At 57.3% G+C, this 14,775-nt stretch carries 15 protein-coding genes; 9 read left to right on the forward strand and 6 right to left on the reverse strand.

The genetic code is table 11. The annotated features are described in order from the left end of the window. The 8 genes from lpxB to QMM04_RS15560 all read left to right on the forward strand — a co-directional run. Window positions 1–713: lipid-A-disaccharide synthase (lpxB, locus tag QMM04_RS15525; RefSeq protein WP_282996483.1), on the forward strand; the 713-nt coding region annotated here is incomplete at its 5' end. Continuing rightward, window positions 706–1,332: a ribonuclease HII gene (gene rnhB / locus QMM04_RS15530; RefSeq protein ID WP_034829460.1), complete on the forward strand. Its 627-nt coding sequence runs from the start codon at window positions 706–708 to the stop codon at window positions 1,330–1,332. The genes lpxB and rnhB, both read left to right, overlap by 8 nt. A gap of 31 nt (window positions 1,333–1,363) precedes the next feature. Beyond that, the gene (gene dnaE, locus QMM04_RS15535; protein WP_058962060.1) at window positions 1,364–4,846 is read left to right on the forward strand and encodes a DNA polymerase III subunit alpha; all 3,483 of its coding nucleotides are present in this window, start codon (window positions 1,364–1,366) and stop codon (window positions 4,844–4,846) included. Between the two features lie 12 nt (window positions 4,847–4,858). Continuing rightward, complete coding sequence (gene accA, locus QMM04_RS15540) at window positions 4,859–5,818, forward strand: acetyl-CoA carboxylase carboxyl transferase subunit alpha (RefSeq protein ID WP_021507476.1); 960 nt, start codon at window positions 4,859–4,861, stop codon at window positions 5,816–5,818. Window positions 5,819–6,048: 230 nt separating this feature from the next. After that, on the forward strand, window positions 6,049–8,199 hold the full coding sequence (locus QMM04_RS15545; protein ID WP_282996484.1) for a lysine decarboxylase LdcC: 2,151 nt from the start codon (window positions 6,049–6,051) through the stop codon (window positions 8,197–8,199). A 75-nt stretch (window positions 8,200–8,274) separates the two neighbouring features. Then, a complete protein-coding gene (locus QMM04_RS15550; protein WP_058770579.1) occupies window positions 8,275–8,664 on the forward strand; it encodes a VOC family protein in 390 nt (129 codons plus the stop codon). 54 nt (window positions 8,665–8,718) lie between these two features. Beyond that, window positions 8,719–10,017, forward strand: a complete 1,299-nt coding sequence (gene tilS / locus QMM04_RS15555; protein ID WP_282996485.1) for a tRNA lysidine(34) synthetase TilS — start codon at window positions 8,719–8,721, stop codon at window positions 10,015–10,017. Window positions 10,018–10,032: 15 nt separating this feature from the next. Then, entirely contained in the window at window positions 10,033–10,341 is a 309-nt protein-coding gene (locus QMM04_RS15560; RefSeq protein ID WP_264251746.1) for a cytochrome c, read from the forward strand. A 39-nt stretch (window positions 10,342–10,380) separates the two neighbouring features. On the opposite strand, the gene rof is transcribed toward QMM04_RS15560, so the two are convergent. Then, complete coding sequence (rof, locus tag QMM04_RS15565; protein WP_021507471.1) at window positions 10,381–10,644, reverse strand: Rho-binding antiterminator; 264 nt, start codon at window positions 10,642–10,644, stop codon at window positions 10,381–10,383. Then, entirely contained in the window at window positions 10,631–10,831 is a 201-nt protein-coding gene (locus QMM04_RS15570) for a YaeP family protein (RefSeq protein ID WP_013507964.1), read from the reverse strand. The genes rof and QMM04_RS15570 overlap by 14 nt, the downstream gene beginning before the upstream one ends. A gap of 216 nt (window positions 10,832–11,047) precedes the next feature. Between QMM04_RS15570 and arfB the strand changes: the two genes are divergently transcribed. After that, complete coding sequence (gene arfB, locus QMM04_RS15575; protein WP_021507469.1) at window positions 11,048–11,458, forward strand: alternative ribosome rescue aminoacyl-tRNA hydrolase ArfB; 411 nt, start codon at window positions 11,048–11,050, stop codon at window positions 11,456–11,458. 32 nt (window positions 11,459–11,490) lie between these two features. On the opposite strand, the gene proS is transcribed toward arfB, so the two are convergent. From proS to QMM04_RS15595, 4 genes are all read right to left on the reverse strand, one after another. Then, the gene (gene proS, locus QMM04_RS15580) at window positions 11,491–13,209 is read right to left on the reverse strand and encodes a proline--tRNA ligase (RefSeq protein ID WP_264249338.1); all 1,719 of its coding nucleotides are present in this window, start codon (window positions 13,207–13,209) and stop codon (window positions 11,491–11,493) included. Window positions 13,210–13,300: 91 nt separating this feature from the next. Next, window positions 13,301–14,008, reverse strand: coding sequence for a tRNA (N6-threonylcarbamoyladenosine(37)-N6)-methyltransferase TrmO (gene tsaA / locus QMM04_RS15585; RefSeq protein WP_264249336.1), 708 nt, complete (start codon window positions 14,006–14,008; stop codon window positions 13,301–13,303). After that, a complete protein-coding gene (gene rcsF / locus QMM04_RS15590) occupies window positions 14,005–14,406 on the reverse strand; it encodes an Rcs stress response system protein RcsF (protein ID WP_021507466.1) in 402 nt (133 codons plus the stop codon). The genes tsaA and rcsF overlap by 4 nt, the downstream gene beginning before the upstream one ends. A 127-nt stretch (window positions 14,407–14,533) precedes the next feature. Continuing rightward, window positions 14,534–14,775: MetQ/NlpA family ABC transporter substrate-binding protein (locus QMM04_RS15595; protein WP_282996486.1), on the reverse strand; the 242-nt coding region annotated here is incomplete at its 5' end.

Genomic DNA, 14,775 nt, shown 5'->3' on the forward strand with positions numbered 1-14,775 from the left:
TGCCGTTTGAAAAAGCGTTTTACGATCGATTCAACGTACCTTGCCGCTTTATCGGCCACACCATGGCAGATGCCATGCCGCTGCAGCCAGACAAATCTGCGGCGCGACGTGAGTTAGGCATCGCGGAGGATGCGATCTGTCTGGGCTTGCTGCCGGGTAGCCGTGGTGCAGAAGTGGAAATGCTGAGTGCGGATTTCTTGCGTGCGGCACAGTTATTGCGTCAGCGTTATCCCGCGCTGGAAATCGTGGTGCCGCTGGTCAATGCCAAACGCCGCGAACAGTTTGAACAGATTAAAGCTGAAGTGGCGCCCGAGCTACCGATGCATTTGCTGGATGGCAAAGGCCGTCAGGCGATGATCGCCAGCGATGCGGCGATTCTCGCATCCGGCACTGCTGCGCTGGAGTGCATGCTGGCGAAGTGTCCGATGGTGGTCGGTTACCGCATGAAACCCTTTACCTTCTGGCTGGCGAAGCGTTTGGTGAAAACGCCGTACGTTTCACTGCCCAATCTGCTGGCGGGTCGGGAGTTGGTCAAAGAGCTGTTGCAGGAAGAGTGCCAGCCAGAGGCACTGGCGGCTGCGCTGGAACCTCTGTTGCATGCCGGACCAGAGCGCGATGACCTGCTGAACACCTTCAACGAGTTGCATCAACAGATTCGCTGGAATGCTGATGAGCAAGCCGCGGACGCCGTACTGGAGATTGCCAATGACTGAGTTTATCTACCCAAACGCACAGCGCATTGCTGGCGTGGATGAAGTGGGGCGAGGTCCGCTGGTCGGCGCCGTTGTCACCGCAGCAGTCATCCTCGACCCCGCGAATCCGATTAAAGGGCTGGCCGACTCAAAGAAGCTTTCCGAAAAGCGTCGGCTGGCGCTGTATGACGAGATCAAAGAGAAAGCGCTAGCCTGGAGCCTCGGCCGGGCGGAGCCTGAAGAGATCGACCAACTCAACATTCTGCACGCCACTATGCTGGCGATGCAGCGTGCGGTAGCGGGTCTGCCTGTTACGCCTGATTTTGTGTTGATCGATGGCAACCGTTGTCCGGCATTGCCCATGCCATCGCAGGCGGTGGTGAAGGGCGATAGCCTGGTACAAGAGATCAGTGCAGCCTCGATCATCGCGAAAGTCACGCGCGATCGTGAAATGGCCGAGCTGGATCTGTTGTTCCCGGAATATGGATTTGCCCAGCACAAAGGCTACCCAACTGCGTTGCATATGGAAAAATTGACGCAGTTTGGTGCCACGCCACATCATCGCCGCAGCTTTGCACCGGTGCGAAATGCCCTGATTGATGCTGATGTGCTGGCCGCGCGTCAGCCGACTGCGCTTTAATAGCCTGACGCTGTTTTAATCGGAAACTGATATGGCTGAACCTCGTTTTATACATCTGCGCGTACACAGCGACTATTCGATGGTCGATGGCCTGGCGAAAACTAAGCCATTGGTCAAGAAGGCGGCTGCGCTGGGTATGCCGGCGATTGCGATTACCGATTACATCAACCTTTGCGGGTTGGTGCGTTTTTACGGCAGTGCGCACGATGCAGGCATCAAACCGATTATTGGTGCGGATTTCCACGTCGCCAGCGAGTTGATGGGCGATGAGCTGACACAACTCACGGTCCTTGCCGCCAACAACACCGGTTATCAGAACCTTACGTTGTTAATTTCCCGTGCCTATCAGCGTGGATATGGCATTGCCGGACCGATTATTGACCGTGACTGGCTGGTCGAACTGGGTGAAGGCATCATTCTGCTCTCCGGTGGACGCAAGGGCGATGTTGGCCGCAGTCTACTGCGCGGCAACAGTGCGCTGGTGTCGCAGTGCCTCAGTTTCTATCAGGAACATTTCCCCAATCGTTATTACCTCGAGCTGACGCGTACCGGACGCGCCGATGAAGAGGCTTATCTGCATGCCGCCGTTGAGTTAGCGATTGCCGAAGGTGTGCCGGTGGTGGCCACCAACGAAGTCTGTTTCCTCAACGAAGAAGATTTTGACGCCCATGAAATTCGCGTGGCGATTCATGATGGCTTCACGCTGGACGATCCAAAACGCCCACGTCATTACAGTCCTCAGCAATATATGCGCAGCGAAGAGGAGATGTGCGAGCTGTTCTCGGACATCCCGGAAGCGCTGGAAAACAGCGTAGAGATTGCTAAGCGTTGTAACGTCACGGTACGCCTGGGTGAATACTTCCTGCCGCAATTCCCCACCGGGGAAATGACGACTGAAGATTTCCTCGTCATGAAGTCTCGTGAAGGGCTGGAAGAGCGTCTGGAATTCCTGTTCCCGGATGACAAGGTGCGTGCAGAGAAGCGGCCAGAATATGATGAACGTCTTGAGATTGAACTCAACGTTATCAACCAGATGGGCTTCCCTGGCTACTTCCTGATCGTGATGGAGTTTATCCAGTGGTCGAAGGATAACGGTATCCCGGTTGGGCCGGGCCGTGGTTCGGGTGCAGGCTCTCTGGTCGCGTATGCGCTGAAAATCACTGACCTCGACCCGCTGGAATTTGATCTGCTGTTCGAACGTTTCCTGAACCCGGAACGTGTCTCAATGCCTGACTTCGACGTCGATTTCTGCATGGAGAAGCGCGATCAGGTGATCGATCACGTTGCCGAGATGTATGGGCGCGAAGCGGTTTCGCAAATCATCACCTTCGGTACCATGGCGGCGAAAGCGGTTATCCGCGACGTAGGACGTGTGCTGGGTCATCCGTATGGCTTTGTGGATCGCATCTCCAAATTGATCCCGCCGGATCCCGGCATGACGCTGGAAAAAGCCTTTGAAGCGGAACCGCAGCTGCCGGAAATCTACGAGGCAGATGAAGAGGTCAAAGCGCTAATCGATATGGCGCGCAAGCTGGAAGGTGTCACACGTAACGCCGGTAAACACGCCGGTGGGGTGGTTATCGCACCGACCAAAATCACTGATTTTGCGCCGCTTTACTGTGATGAGAATGGCCAATTCCCGGTAACCCAGTTTGATAAAAATGATGTGGAATACGCCGGCCTGGTGAAGTTTGACTTCCTCGGCTTGCGCACGCTGACCATCATTGACTGGGCGCTGAAGATGATTAACCCGCGCCGCGCCAAAGAAGGGTTGGAGCCGATTGATATCGCCGCCATCCCGCTGGATGATAAGAAAAGCTTCGATATGCTGCAACGCTCGGAAACCACAGCGGTTTTCCAGCTTGAATCACGCGGCATGAAAGATCTGATCAAGCGTCTGAAGCCGGACTGCTTTGAAGATATGATCGCACTGGTGGCACTGTTCCGCCCGGGACCGCTGCAATCGGGCATGGTTGATAACTTCATTGACCGTAAGCACGGCCGTGAAGAAATTTCGTACCCGGATATTCAGTGGCAGCACGAAACCCTGAAGCCGGTACTGGAACCCACCTACGGCATCATCCTGTATCAGGAACAGGTGATGCAGATCGCTCAGGTGCTGTCGGGTTATACCCTGGGTGGCGCGGATATGCTGCGCCGTGCAATGGGTAAAAAGAAACCCGAAGAGATGGCCAAACAACGTTCGGTGTTCCAGGACGGTGCAGAAAGCATGGGTGTTGACGGTGAACTCTCGATGAAGATCTTCGATCTGGTAGAGAAGTTTGCGGGTTATGGCTTTAACAAGTCGCACTCGGCAGCCTATGCTTTAGTGTCTTACCAGACGTTGTGGCTGAAAGCGCACTACCCGGCAGAATTTATGGCAGCGGTAATGACCGCCGATATGGACAACACCGAGAAGGTCGTTGGCTTGGTGGATGAGTGCTGGCGCATGGGCCTGAAAGTGCTGCCGCCCGATATCAACTCCGGCTTGTATCCGTTCCATGTGAATGATGAAGGCGAAATCGTCTATGGTATCGGCGCCATTAAAGGCGTGGGTGAAGGGCCGATTGAAGCCATCATCGAAGCACGTAACGAAGGCGGCTACTTCAAAGAGCTGTTTGATCTCTGCGCTCGCACCGACACGAAAAAGATTAACCGTCGTGTGATGGAAAAGCTGATCATGTCGGGAGCTTTTGATCGCCTTGGTCCGCATCGTGCAGCCTTGATGAGCGCGCTCAGCGATGCATTGAAAGCTGCGGATCAGCACGCAAAAGCGGAAGCGACCGGACAAGCAGATATGTTTGGCGTGCTGGCCGAAGAGCCTGAACAGGTGGAGAAGTCATACACCAACATCACGCCATGGCCGGAACAGATTCAACTGGACGGTGAGCGTGAGACGCTGGGTTTGTATCTCACCGGCCACCCAATTAATCAGTATCTTAAAGAAATTGATCGCTACGTTGGCGGCATGCGCCTGAAGGACATGCATCCGACGGATCGTGGTAAAGTAACCATCGCGGCGGGGCTGGTGATTGCCGCTCGCGTGATGGTCACGAAACGCGGCAACCGAATTGGTATTTGTACTCTCGACGATCGCTCTGGTCGTCTGGAAGTGATGTTATTTACCGATGCGTTAGATAAATACCAGCAGTTGCTGGAGAAAGACCGTATCCTGATCGTCAGTGGACAGGTCAGCTTTGATGACTTTAGCGGTGGCCTTAAAATGACCGCTCGAGAAGTGATGGACATCGACGAAGCGCGGGAAAAATACGCGCGCGGACTTGCTATCTCGCTGACGGACAGGCAAATTGATGACCAGCTTTTAAACCGTCTCCGCCAGTCTCTGGAGCCTCATCGCTCCGGGACCATTCCGGTGCATCTCTATTATCAGAGAGCAGATGCGCGGGCGAAGCTGCGCTTTGGTGCAGCGTGGCGTATTTCGCCCAGCGATCGTTTACTCAACGATTTGCGGTCGTTAGTAGGATCGGAGCAGGTGGAACTGGAGTTTGACTAAAACAGGAACATTATGAGTCTTAATTACCTGGATTTTGAACAGCCAATCGCAGAACTGGAAGCGAAAATCGACTCGCTGAAGTCAATTGGCCGTTCGGATGAGAAACACGATATTAATCTGGATGAAGAAGTGCAGCGTCTGCGCGAGAAAAGCGTTGAGCTGACCCGTAAAATCTTCTCCGATTTGGGTGCATGGCAGGTTGCGCAGCTGGCGCGCCATCCGCTGCGTCCTTACACGCTGGACTATGTCCGCAATGCGTTTGATGATTTCGACGAGCTGGCTGGCGACCGCGCCTATGCCGATGATAAAGCCATTGTCGGCGGCATCGCGCGTCTGGATGGGCGTCCGGTGATGGTGATTGGCCATCAGAAAGGACGCGAAACCAAAGAGAAAATCCGTCGTAACTTCGGTATGCCAGCACCCGAGGGCTACCGTAAAGCGCTGCGTCTGATGGAGATGGCTGAGCGCTTTAAGATGCCGCTGATCACCTTCATCGACACGCCAGGTGCCTATCCAGGCGTGGGTGCGGAAGAGCGCGGCCAGTCTGAAGCGATTGCCCGCAACCTGCGCGAGATGTCAGGCCTGAAGATCCCGGTGATCTGTACCGTGATCGGCGAAGGCGGCTCCGGCGGCGCGCTGGCGATTGGCGTTGGCGATAAAGTGAATATGCTGCAGTACAGCACCTACTCGGTGATCTCACCGGAAGGCTGTGCGTCAATTCTGTGGAAGAGCGCTGACAAAGCGCCACTGGCCGCAGAAGCGATGGGCATCACCGCGGGGCGTCTGAAAGAGCTGAAGCTGATCGATTCGATCATCCCGGAACCGCTGGGCGGCGCGCACCGTCATCCGGTGGACATGGCGGCAGCGCTCAAGCAGCAGCTGCTGGCCGATCTGGCCGATCTCGATGTGCTGAGTACGGAAGAGCTGCTTAACCGCCGCTATCAGCGCCTGATGAGCTACGGCTACGCGTAAGCGCCGAAAAGCCTTCACAGAAGCGGACCCCGGTCCGCTTTTTTTATGCCTGTTTGTACCTCAATGCGCACCCTACAAAATACCGGCAGTAATCCTGTAGGGTCGCCATTCATGGCGACCTGATATGCCTCGCTGGCAAACATCAGGCCAACAACGGCGCTATTCCGGAACATTCACCCGCCACTTTTCGCTATCCTTATTCCGTGCCACAACACCACAGGAGGTGAGCATTGAATATTATTGCGATCATGGGACCGCACGGCGCGTTCTACAAAGATGAACCGATTCGCGAACTGGACGCGGCGCTGAAGCTGCAGGGTTTCCAGACCGTTTATCCCAACAATGCCAGCGACCTGCTGAAACTGATCGAACACAACCCGCGCGTCTGCGGGGTGATATTTGACTGGGACGACTACAGCCTGGCGCTGTGCAGCGACATCAATCAGCTTAATGAATCACTGCCGCTGTATGCCTTCATCAACACCCATTCGCAGATGGATGTCAGCATTAATGAAATGCGCATGGCGCTGCACTTCTTCGAATACGCGCTCAACGCCGCTGACGATATCGCGCTGCATATCCGGCAGTACACCGATGAGTACATCGACAAAATTATGCCGCCGCTGACCAAAGCGCTGTTCACCTACGTCAAAGAGGGGAAATACACCTTCTGCACGCCGGGCCACATGGGCGGCACAGCGTTTCAGAAAAGCCCGGTCGGCAGCCTGTTCTATGATTTCTTCGGCGCCAACACGCTCAAAGCGGATGTTTCGATCTCGGTCACTGAGCTGGGTTCGCTGCTCGATCACACCGGTCCGCACCTCGAAGCAGAAGAGTATGTGGCGCGCACCTTTGGCGCTGAGCAGAGCTATATGGTCACCAACGGCACGTCGACCTCGAATAAAATCGTCGGAATGTACGCCGCACCGGCCGGCAGCACGGTATTGATTGACCGTAACTGCCACAAATCGCTGACGCATCTGCTGATGATGAGCGACATCATCCCCATCTGGCTCAAACCAACGCGCAACGCGCTGGGCATTTTGGGTGGCATCCCTAAGCGCGAATTCACCCGCGACAGCATTCAGCAGAAAGTTAACGCGACCCCGCGCGCCAGCTGGCCGGTGCATGCGGTCATCACCAACTCAACCTACGACGGTCTGCTGTATAACACGCAATACATCAAACAGACGCTGGACGTGCCGTCCATTCATTTCGATTCCGCCTGGGTGCCGTACACCAATTTTCACCCTATCTACAGCGGCAAAAGCGGCATGAGCGGCGAGCGCATCCCCGGCAAAGTGATCTATGAAACCCAGTCGACCCACAAACTGCTGGCGGCGTTCTCACAGGCGTCGCTGATTCACATCAAGGGCGATTACGATCACGACACCTTCAACGAAGCCTACATGATGCACACCACCACCTCGCCGAGCTACGCGATCGTCTCTTCGATTGAGACCGCGGCGGCGATGCTGCGCGGTAATCCGGGCCGGCGGCTGATTAATCGCTCGGTGGAGCGCGCGCTGCATTTTCGCCGCGAGATCCAGCGGCTGCGCGAAGAGTCTGACGGCTGGTTCTTTGATATCTGGCAGCCGGAGCAGGTGGATGAAGCCGAATGCTGGCCGATTCAGCCAGGCGACGAGGCGTGGCACGGCTTTACCCACGCCGATCGCGATCATATGTACCTCGATCCCATCAAAGTCACCATTCTCACGCCGGGCATGAGCGAACTGGGCCAGATGGCGGAAGAGGGCATTCCGGCCGCGCTGGTGGCGAAATTCCTCGACCAGCGTGGCATCGTGGTGGAAAAGACCGGGCCGTACAATCTGCTGTTCCTGTTCAGCATTGGCATCGATAAAACCAAAGCGATGAGCGTGCTGCGCGGACTGACGGAGTTCAAACGCGCCTACGATCTCAACCTGCGGGTAAAAAATATGCTGCCGGATCTCTATGCTGAAGATCCTGACTTCTACCGTAACATGCGCATCCAGACGCTGGCGCAGGGCATTCACCAGCTGATCCTGCAGCACGATTTGCCGCGTCTGATGCTGCGGGCATTCGACGTTCTGCCGGAGATGAAGATGACGCCGCACCAGGCGTTTCAGCGGCAGGTGCAGGGACTGGTGGAAACCGTGGACATTCGCGAGTTGGTCGGGAGGATTTCAGCCAACATGATCCTGCCTTATCCGCCAGGCGTGCCGCTGGTGATGCCGGGCGAGATGATTACCGAACAGAGCCGGGCGGTGCTGGATTTCCTGCTGATGCTCTGCACCATCGGGCGGCACTATCCCGGCTTTGAAACGGATATTCACGGTGCCACGCTCACCGACGACGGTCGCTATCTGGTGCGCGTGCTGCGTGACGAGCCTGCGCGCTAACTTCAGATAATTGCCTCTTTTCAGCGTCGCGCCGGGCACGTAGGCTAAGCGGCTCAGAATACTTTCGGAGCCGCTATGCTGCAGATAAAACAGATCCACCACATCGCCATTATTGCCACCGATTATCAGCGCAGTAAGGCGTTTTACTGCGACGTGCTGGGCTTTGAGCTACTGGGCGAATACTATCGCGCTGAGCGCGACTCATGGAAAGGCGATCTTGGCCTTAATGGCGTCTATACCATTGAGCTGTTCTCGTTTCCTGCGCCGCCGCCGCGCGTCAGCGGGCCGGAAGCGTGCGGGCTGCGCCATCTGGCGTTTTGTGTGGATGATGTCGAACAGTCGGTTGCCGCGCTGGCAGAAAAGGGCGTGGTGTGCGAGCCAATCCGCATCGATGCTCTCACCGGTAAAGCCTGCACCTTCTTCCCCGATCCGGATGGTTTGCCGCTGGAGCTGTATCAGGCGTAAAATAGCGCGCGCAGTGAGCCGCAATCCGGCGGTTCACCTCAACGGAATGCGTGCATGTCCTTTTCTCATCTTGCTGCGCTGCTGCCAGCCGATGCCCGCTGCGTGCTGGCATTCAGCGGCGGGCTCGATTCCAGCGTTCTGCTGCATCAGTTAGTGAGCTGGCAACGCCAGCAGCCGCAGCTGCGCGTGCGCGCATTACACGTGCATCATGGTTTAAGCCCCAACGCCGATCGCTGGGCGGCGCACTGCCAGCAGCAGTGTCAGCAGTGGCACATTCCCTGCGAGGTGCTGCGCGTGCAGGTGGACGCTCGCGATGGCGGCATCGAAGCAGCGGCACGCACGGCGCGCTATCAGGCGCTGTTCACTCACCTGCAACCCGGTGAGTACTTACTTACTGCTCAGCATGTTGATGATCAGGCTGAAACGCTGCTGCTGGCGCTGAAGCGCGGTAGCGGTCCGGCGGGTCTGGCGGCGATGCCGCAGCAGCGGCAGGTTAACGGCCACTGGCATCTGCGCCCGTTGCTCAACCTCAGCCGTCAGCAGCTGGAAGCTTACGCTGTCGGGCACCAGCTGGACTGGATTGACGATGAGAGCAACGCTGACCGCCGCTACGATCGCAATTTCCTGCGCCAGGAGGTGCTGCCGCTGCTGCAGGCGCGCTGGCCGCACTTCAGCGCGGCCAGCGCCCGCAGCGCAGCGCTGTGCGGTGAGCAGGAGCAACTGCTGGATGAGCTGCTCAGCGAGCAGCTGGCGCAACTGACCGATGCCCAGGGCGCGCTGCATTTTCCGCCGCTGCTGGCCTGTAGCGAGGCGCGACGGCACGCGCTGCTGCGGCGCTGGATTGGCGAGCGCGGTGGTGCAATGCCCGCGCGCGACGCGCTGCAGCGCATTACCGATGAGGTGATGCACAGCCGTGAAGATGCACAGCCGTGTCTGCGCTTTGGCGCGCACGAACTGCGGCGCTACCGGGAACGGCTTTACTGGCTGCCGCGACAGCACTCACTGAGTCAGCACTCGCTAACCTGGCAGCCGCTGACGCAGCCATTAATTTTGCCTGATGGGCTGGGTGAACTACGCGCCAGCCTGGCGCAGGCGGAACTGCGCCAGCCGGCGGGGAATGAACAGGTTATTGTGCGCTTTCAGGCCCACGGCTATCACCATGTTGTCGGCCGGACTGGTGGTCGCGAAATGAAAAAACTGTGGCAGGAGCTGGGCGTCCCGCCGTGGCAGCGTGAACGCATTCCGTTGATTTACTACAACCAGACGCTGATTGCCGCGCCGGGGCTGTTTGTCACCCGCGCAGGCGCGGCGGGCGAGACGCAAGGCTGGCAGGCGATCTGGTCAACACCCTAAAAAGGAACAGCAATGATGAAACAGTGGATGGTCGCGGCGCTACTGGCTGCTGCGCTGCCGGCGTTTGCGCAGGGCGACGTCAAGGCCGGCGCGCAGAAAGCCGCCAGCTGTATGGCGTGCCATGGCTCGGAAGGTAAGAGCGCGGTGCCGCTTTACCCTAATCTGGCCGGGCAGCATGCGCCCTACCTGCTGCATTCGCTGCAGGCTTACAAAAAAGGCGAGCGCAGTGGCGGTCAGGCAGAGGTAATGAAAGCCTTTGTGGCCGGGTTGAGCGATCAGGATATGGATGATTTAGCGGCGTACTACGCTTCGCTGCAGCCTTAAGCGAGGTGGGCGGGAATAGCTTTCCCGCCCGGGGAGAGATTATTCGTCTTCGCTGACGATAACGGTGCCCAGCTCAGGATGGCTGAAGCTGGCGATGTGGTCGAGACGCAGCTCGCGCGTTTCACCGGAGAGGTCGACCGCAAGATACTCGACGTTTTTACGTGAGACCATGTCCACGGCTTTCGCCTTCAGCTGGTCGCCGTTTTTGAGCTCCAGCGACAGCGTCCAGTGTTTGGTACAGGCGAGCTCGAGGTTGTCGTAGTCATCACAGTTGATGGGTTTGTAGGCTTCATTCGTCAACATAGTCGCTCACCAATAAGTTTGCAGCAGCGTAAGCTGCTTGTTCCCTGACAGAAGAGTTTAGCGCAGAATTAGCGGCAATATCGTTGAGTGCGTTTAGCGCGCAACCTATCGCGTCTGGCACATACCCCAGGTCGCCACTACCAATTTCGGCATACTTCTGGCGAACTAACTCACAATACTTTTGCACATACACCTCCTCAGCAGAGCATCAATACTCTGGTTGATATGCGACTATATCACAGGGGTTCGCTGGAAATCAGCCAGGGGGCGCAGGGAAGGTGGCAAAGAAAGGGCAAAAAGTGACAGCCAGCACTGGTCTCAGCCAGCCTGGCGGCGCACAAAAGGTTAAGTTGATGAACAGGTTATTTCCGGATACAACCGCGCTGATAACGGCAGGTGGCAGATGATTGTGCTGTCACGTAGTGTTTCAATTGCGGACAATGAAGTGGAGCTCAGTGCCATTCGCGCTCAGGGCGCGGGCGGCCAGCACGTCAATAAGACGTCGACCGCTATCCATCTGCGTTTCGATATTCACGCCTCGTCGCTACCGCCGTTTTATAAACAGCGGCTGCTGGAGGCGAACCACCATTTGATCAGCGCCGATGGCGTGGTGATTATCAAAGCGCAGGAGTATCGCAGCCAGGAGATGAACCGCGAAGCGGCGCTGCAGCGGCTAATCAACCTGATACGCGAGCTGACAACGGTGGAGAAAGTGCGCCGCGCGACGCGCCCGACGCGGGCGTCCCGAGAGCGGCGGCTGGAAGGTAAATCACGACGCAGCAATGTGAAGGCGCTGCGCGGCAAGCTACGCTAAAAAAAACGCCTCCGGCAGGAGGCGTCAGGGGATTACTTGTTAAGGGCGCGGCTGAGGAAGTCGACGATGTCGTGCTGCTTAATCATCTGCTTCTCGCTGGCGGCGCGGGCTTTATACTCGATCTCCTGGTTATCCAGGTTGCGGTCGCCAATCACGATAGTGTGCGGTACGCCAATCAGTTCCATATCGGCGAACATCACGCCCGGACGCTCTTTACGATCGTCAAGAATGACGTCGATGCCTTTGGCGCGCAGCTCGTTGTACAGCTGTTCCGCCAGCTCTTTCACGCGGAAGGATTTGTGCATGTTCATCGGCAGAATCGCCACTTCGAACGGTGCCAGCGCCGCTGGCCAGATAATCCCGCGCTCGTCGTGGTTCTGTTCGATAGCCGCCGCCACCACGCGGGTGATACCGATACCGTAGCAGCCCATGGTCATGATCTGATTGCGACCATCTTCACCCTGTACCGCTGCCTTCATCGCGTCCGAATATTTGGTGCCGAGCTGGAAGATGTGGCCGACTTCAATGCCGCGTTTAATCATCAGCACGCCTTTGCCATCCGGGCTCGGATCGCCTTCTACCACGTTACGAATATCTTCTACGCGTGCTTCTGGCAGATCGCGACCCCAGTTGATGCCGGCATAGTGCTGGCCATCAATGTTGGCGCCTGCCGCGAAGTCACTCATTTTTGCTACGGTGCGGTCAGCAATCACCGGGATGGTCAGACCGACCGGACCGAGAGAACCAAAACCGGCACCGATGGCGGCGCGAATCTCTTCCTCGCTGCCCATTTCCAGTGGCGCGGCCACGATGTCCAGATGCTCGGCTTTGATTTCGTTGAGCTCGTGGTCGCCGCGTAACAGCAGCGCAACCAGCGAATGGCCGCTCTCTTCGCTGGCTTTCACGATCAGCGTTTTCACCGTTTTTTCTACCGGGATCTGGTGCTGTTCGACCAGCTCGGCGATGGTTTTCGCGTTTGGCGTAGCGAACTGCGTCAGCACCTGCGTTGCCGCCGGGCGTTCACCGGCAGGAGCCAGCGCTTCGGCTTTCTCAATGTTGGCCGCGTAATCGGACTCGCTGGAGAAGATCACATCATCTTCACCACTCTGCGCCAGCACCTGGAACTCATGCGAGCCGCTGCCGCCAATCGAACCGGTATCGGCCTGTACGGCGCGGAAATCCAGCCCCATGCGGCTGAAGCTCTGGCTGTAGGCGCGGTACATCGCATCGTAAGTTTCCTGCAGCGACTCCTGCGAGGTGTGGAACGAATACGCATCCTTCATGATGAATTCGCGCGAACGCATCACGCCAAAACGCGGGCGTACTTCATCACGGAATTTGGTCTGGATCTGATAGACGTTGAGCGGCAGCTGCTTATAGGAGCTGAGCTCGTTGCGGATCAGGTCGGTGACCACTTCTTCATGGGTCGGACCCAGCACAAACGGACGTTCGTGGCGGTCTTTAATGCGCAGCAGCTCCGGGCCGTACTGCTCCCAGCGTCCGCTCTCTTCCCACAGATCGGCTGGCTGAACCACCGGCATGGAGATCTCAATCGCACCGGCGTTGTTCATCTCTTCGCGCACGATGTTTTCAACTTTTCGCAGCACGCGAATACCGGTCGGCAGCCAGGTATAGAGACCGGAAGCCAGTTTGCGGATCATACCGGCGCGCAGCATCAGCTGGTGGCTGATCACTTCAGCATCGGAAGGCGTCTCCTTCAGGGTGGAGAGCAGATATTGAGTAGTACGCATTAATTTACGATTCCAGTTGTACGGAAGGATACGAACAAAAAATTTGCTGGCGGCTAGTGTACCAGCGAGATCCGTCACTCAAAAGCTTGTTTTAGCGTGGATCGAGCGCGATCACCTCGGTTCCCGCCGCGTCAATGCGCCAGCGCACATTAAAGTCGAGCAGCCACGCGGCATATTCACGGCCAGGGCTTTCACCTTTGCGATAAGCCGGACGCGGATCCTGCGCCAGCACTTCAGTGATAAAGCGCGCCAGCTGCGGGTAGTGACGTTGCTGCAGCTGCAGCTGCTGCTGCGCCTGCGCGGAGAAACGCACCGGCATGCTGGCGTCGGGCGCGCTCTGAGCGAACCCCGCGCGCGCCTCAGGCAGCGCTTCGGCGAAGGGCAGGTAAGGCTTGATATCCACCACAGGGGTGCCGTCCACCAAATCGAGGCTGCCTAATTGCAGAATCACCTGTTGCTGCTCGCAGCGGATGCCTTTGAGCTCAACCAGCGACATGCCGATAGGATTGGGGCGAAAGGTCGAGCGGGTGGCAAATACGCCCATGCGGGCATTACCGCCGAGGCGCGGCGGGCGTACGGTTGGGCGCCAGCCGCCGGCCATGGTCTGGTGAAAGACGAACAGCACCCACAGATGGCTGAATGCCTCCAGTCCACGCACCGCTTCAGGCTGATTGTACGGCGCCAGCAGATGCAGTTCGCCACCGCCGTCCTGCACCAGACCCGGCTGGCGCGGTACGGCAAATTTCTCTTTCCACGGCGAACGGATCACGCCGATTTGCGCAAAGGCAAATTCACTCATTGATTGGAGACTTTCAGCGCGGAACCCTGGCATACCGCCTGGCGATAGCAGCCTGGCGTGCTGGAGACAATTTCACACTTGTGCAGCAGCACGGCGTTGGCTTTCATGCCGGCCGCTTTAATCTGCAGGCGTTTACGCGCGGTATTGAGGTTCGGCGGTGAGTCCTGGGTGCTGCTCTGGCAATCATCACCCGACACTTCGCCCAGATCGCGGAACGGATTGCTGACCAGATCGGTCGCATCGGTATAGATCTTCACCGGGGCCGGACGCGCAGCCGGTTTGCGCTGAGGTTCGCTGGTTGATTGCTGCGGGCGAGACGGAGCACTGCTTATTGGGTGATATTCACGCACGCACCCGGTCAGCATCAATGCCAACAAGCAGAGCGGTAAAAAACGCATGGCAACATCCTCATGTAATATAAAGTGGCGTTATTGAAACAAGGACGACCAGAAATAACAAGTCAGCTGCCACATGCTGAAATAGAAAGGGCGGCCGAAGCCGCCCTGCACCGCATGAAAGGGATAATTACCAGCCTTTCACTGCGCCGCCGTTGAAGATTTTGTTGGCGGCTTCAGACACTTCGTCTGACTGATAAGCCTCAACAAACTTCTTCACGTTCTCCGCGTCTTTGTTGTCTTCGCGGCTAACGATCAGGTTCACGTACGGCGAGTCTTTATCTTCTACGAAGATGCCGTCCTTCGCCGGGGTCAGGCCAATCTGGCTGGCGTAAGTGGTGTTGATCACCGCCAGCGCAATTTGCTGATCGT

The sequence above is a fragment of the Pantoea sp. Pa-EAmG genome, assembly GCF_030024295.1.
GTDB lineage: Bacteria > Pseudomonadota > Gammaproteobacteria > Enterobacterales > Enterobacteriaceae > Pantoea > Pantoea dispersa.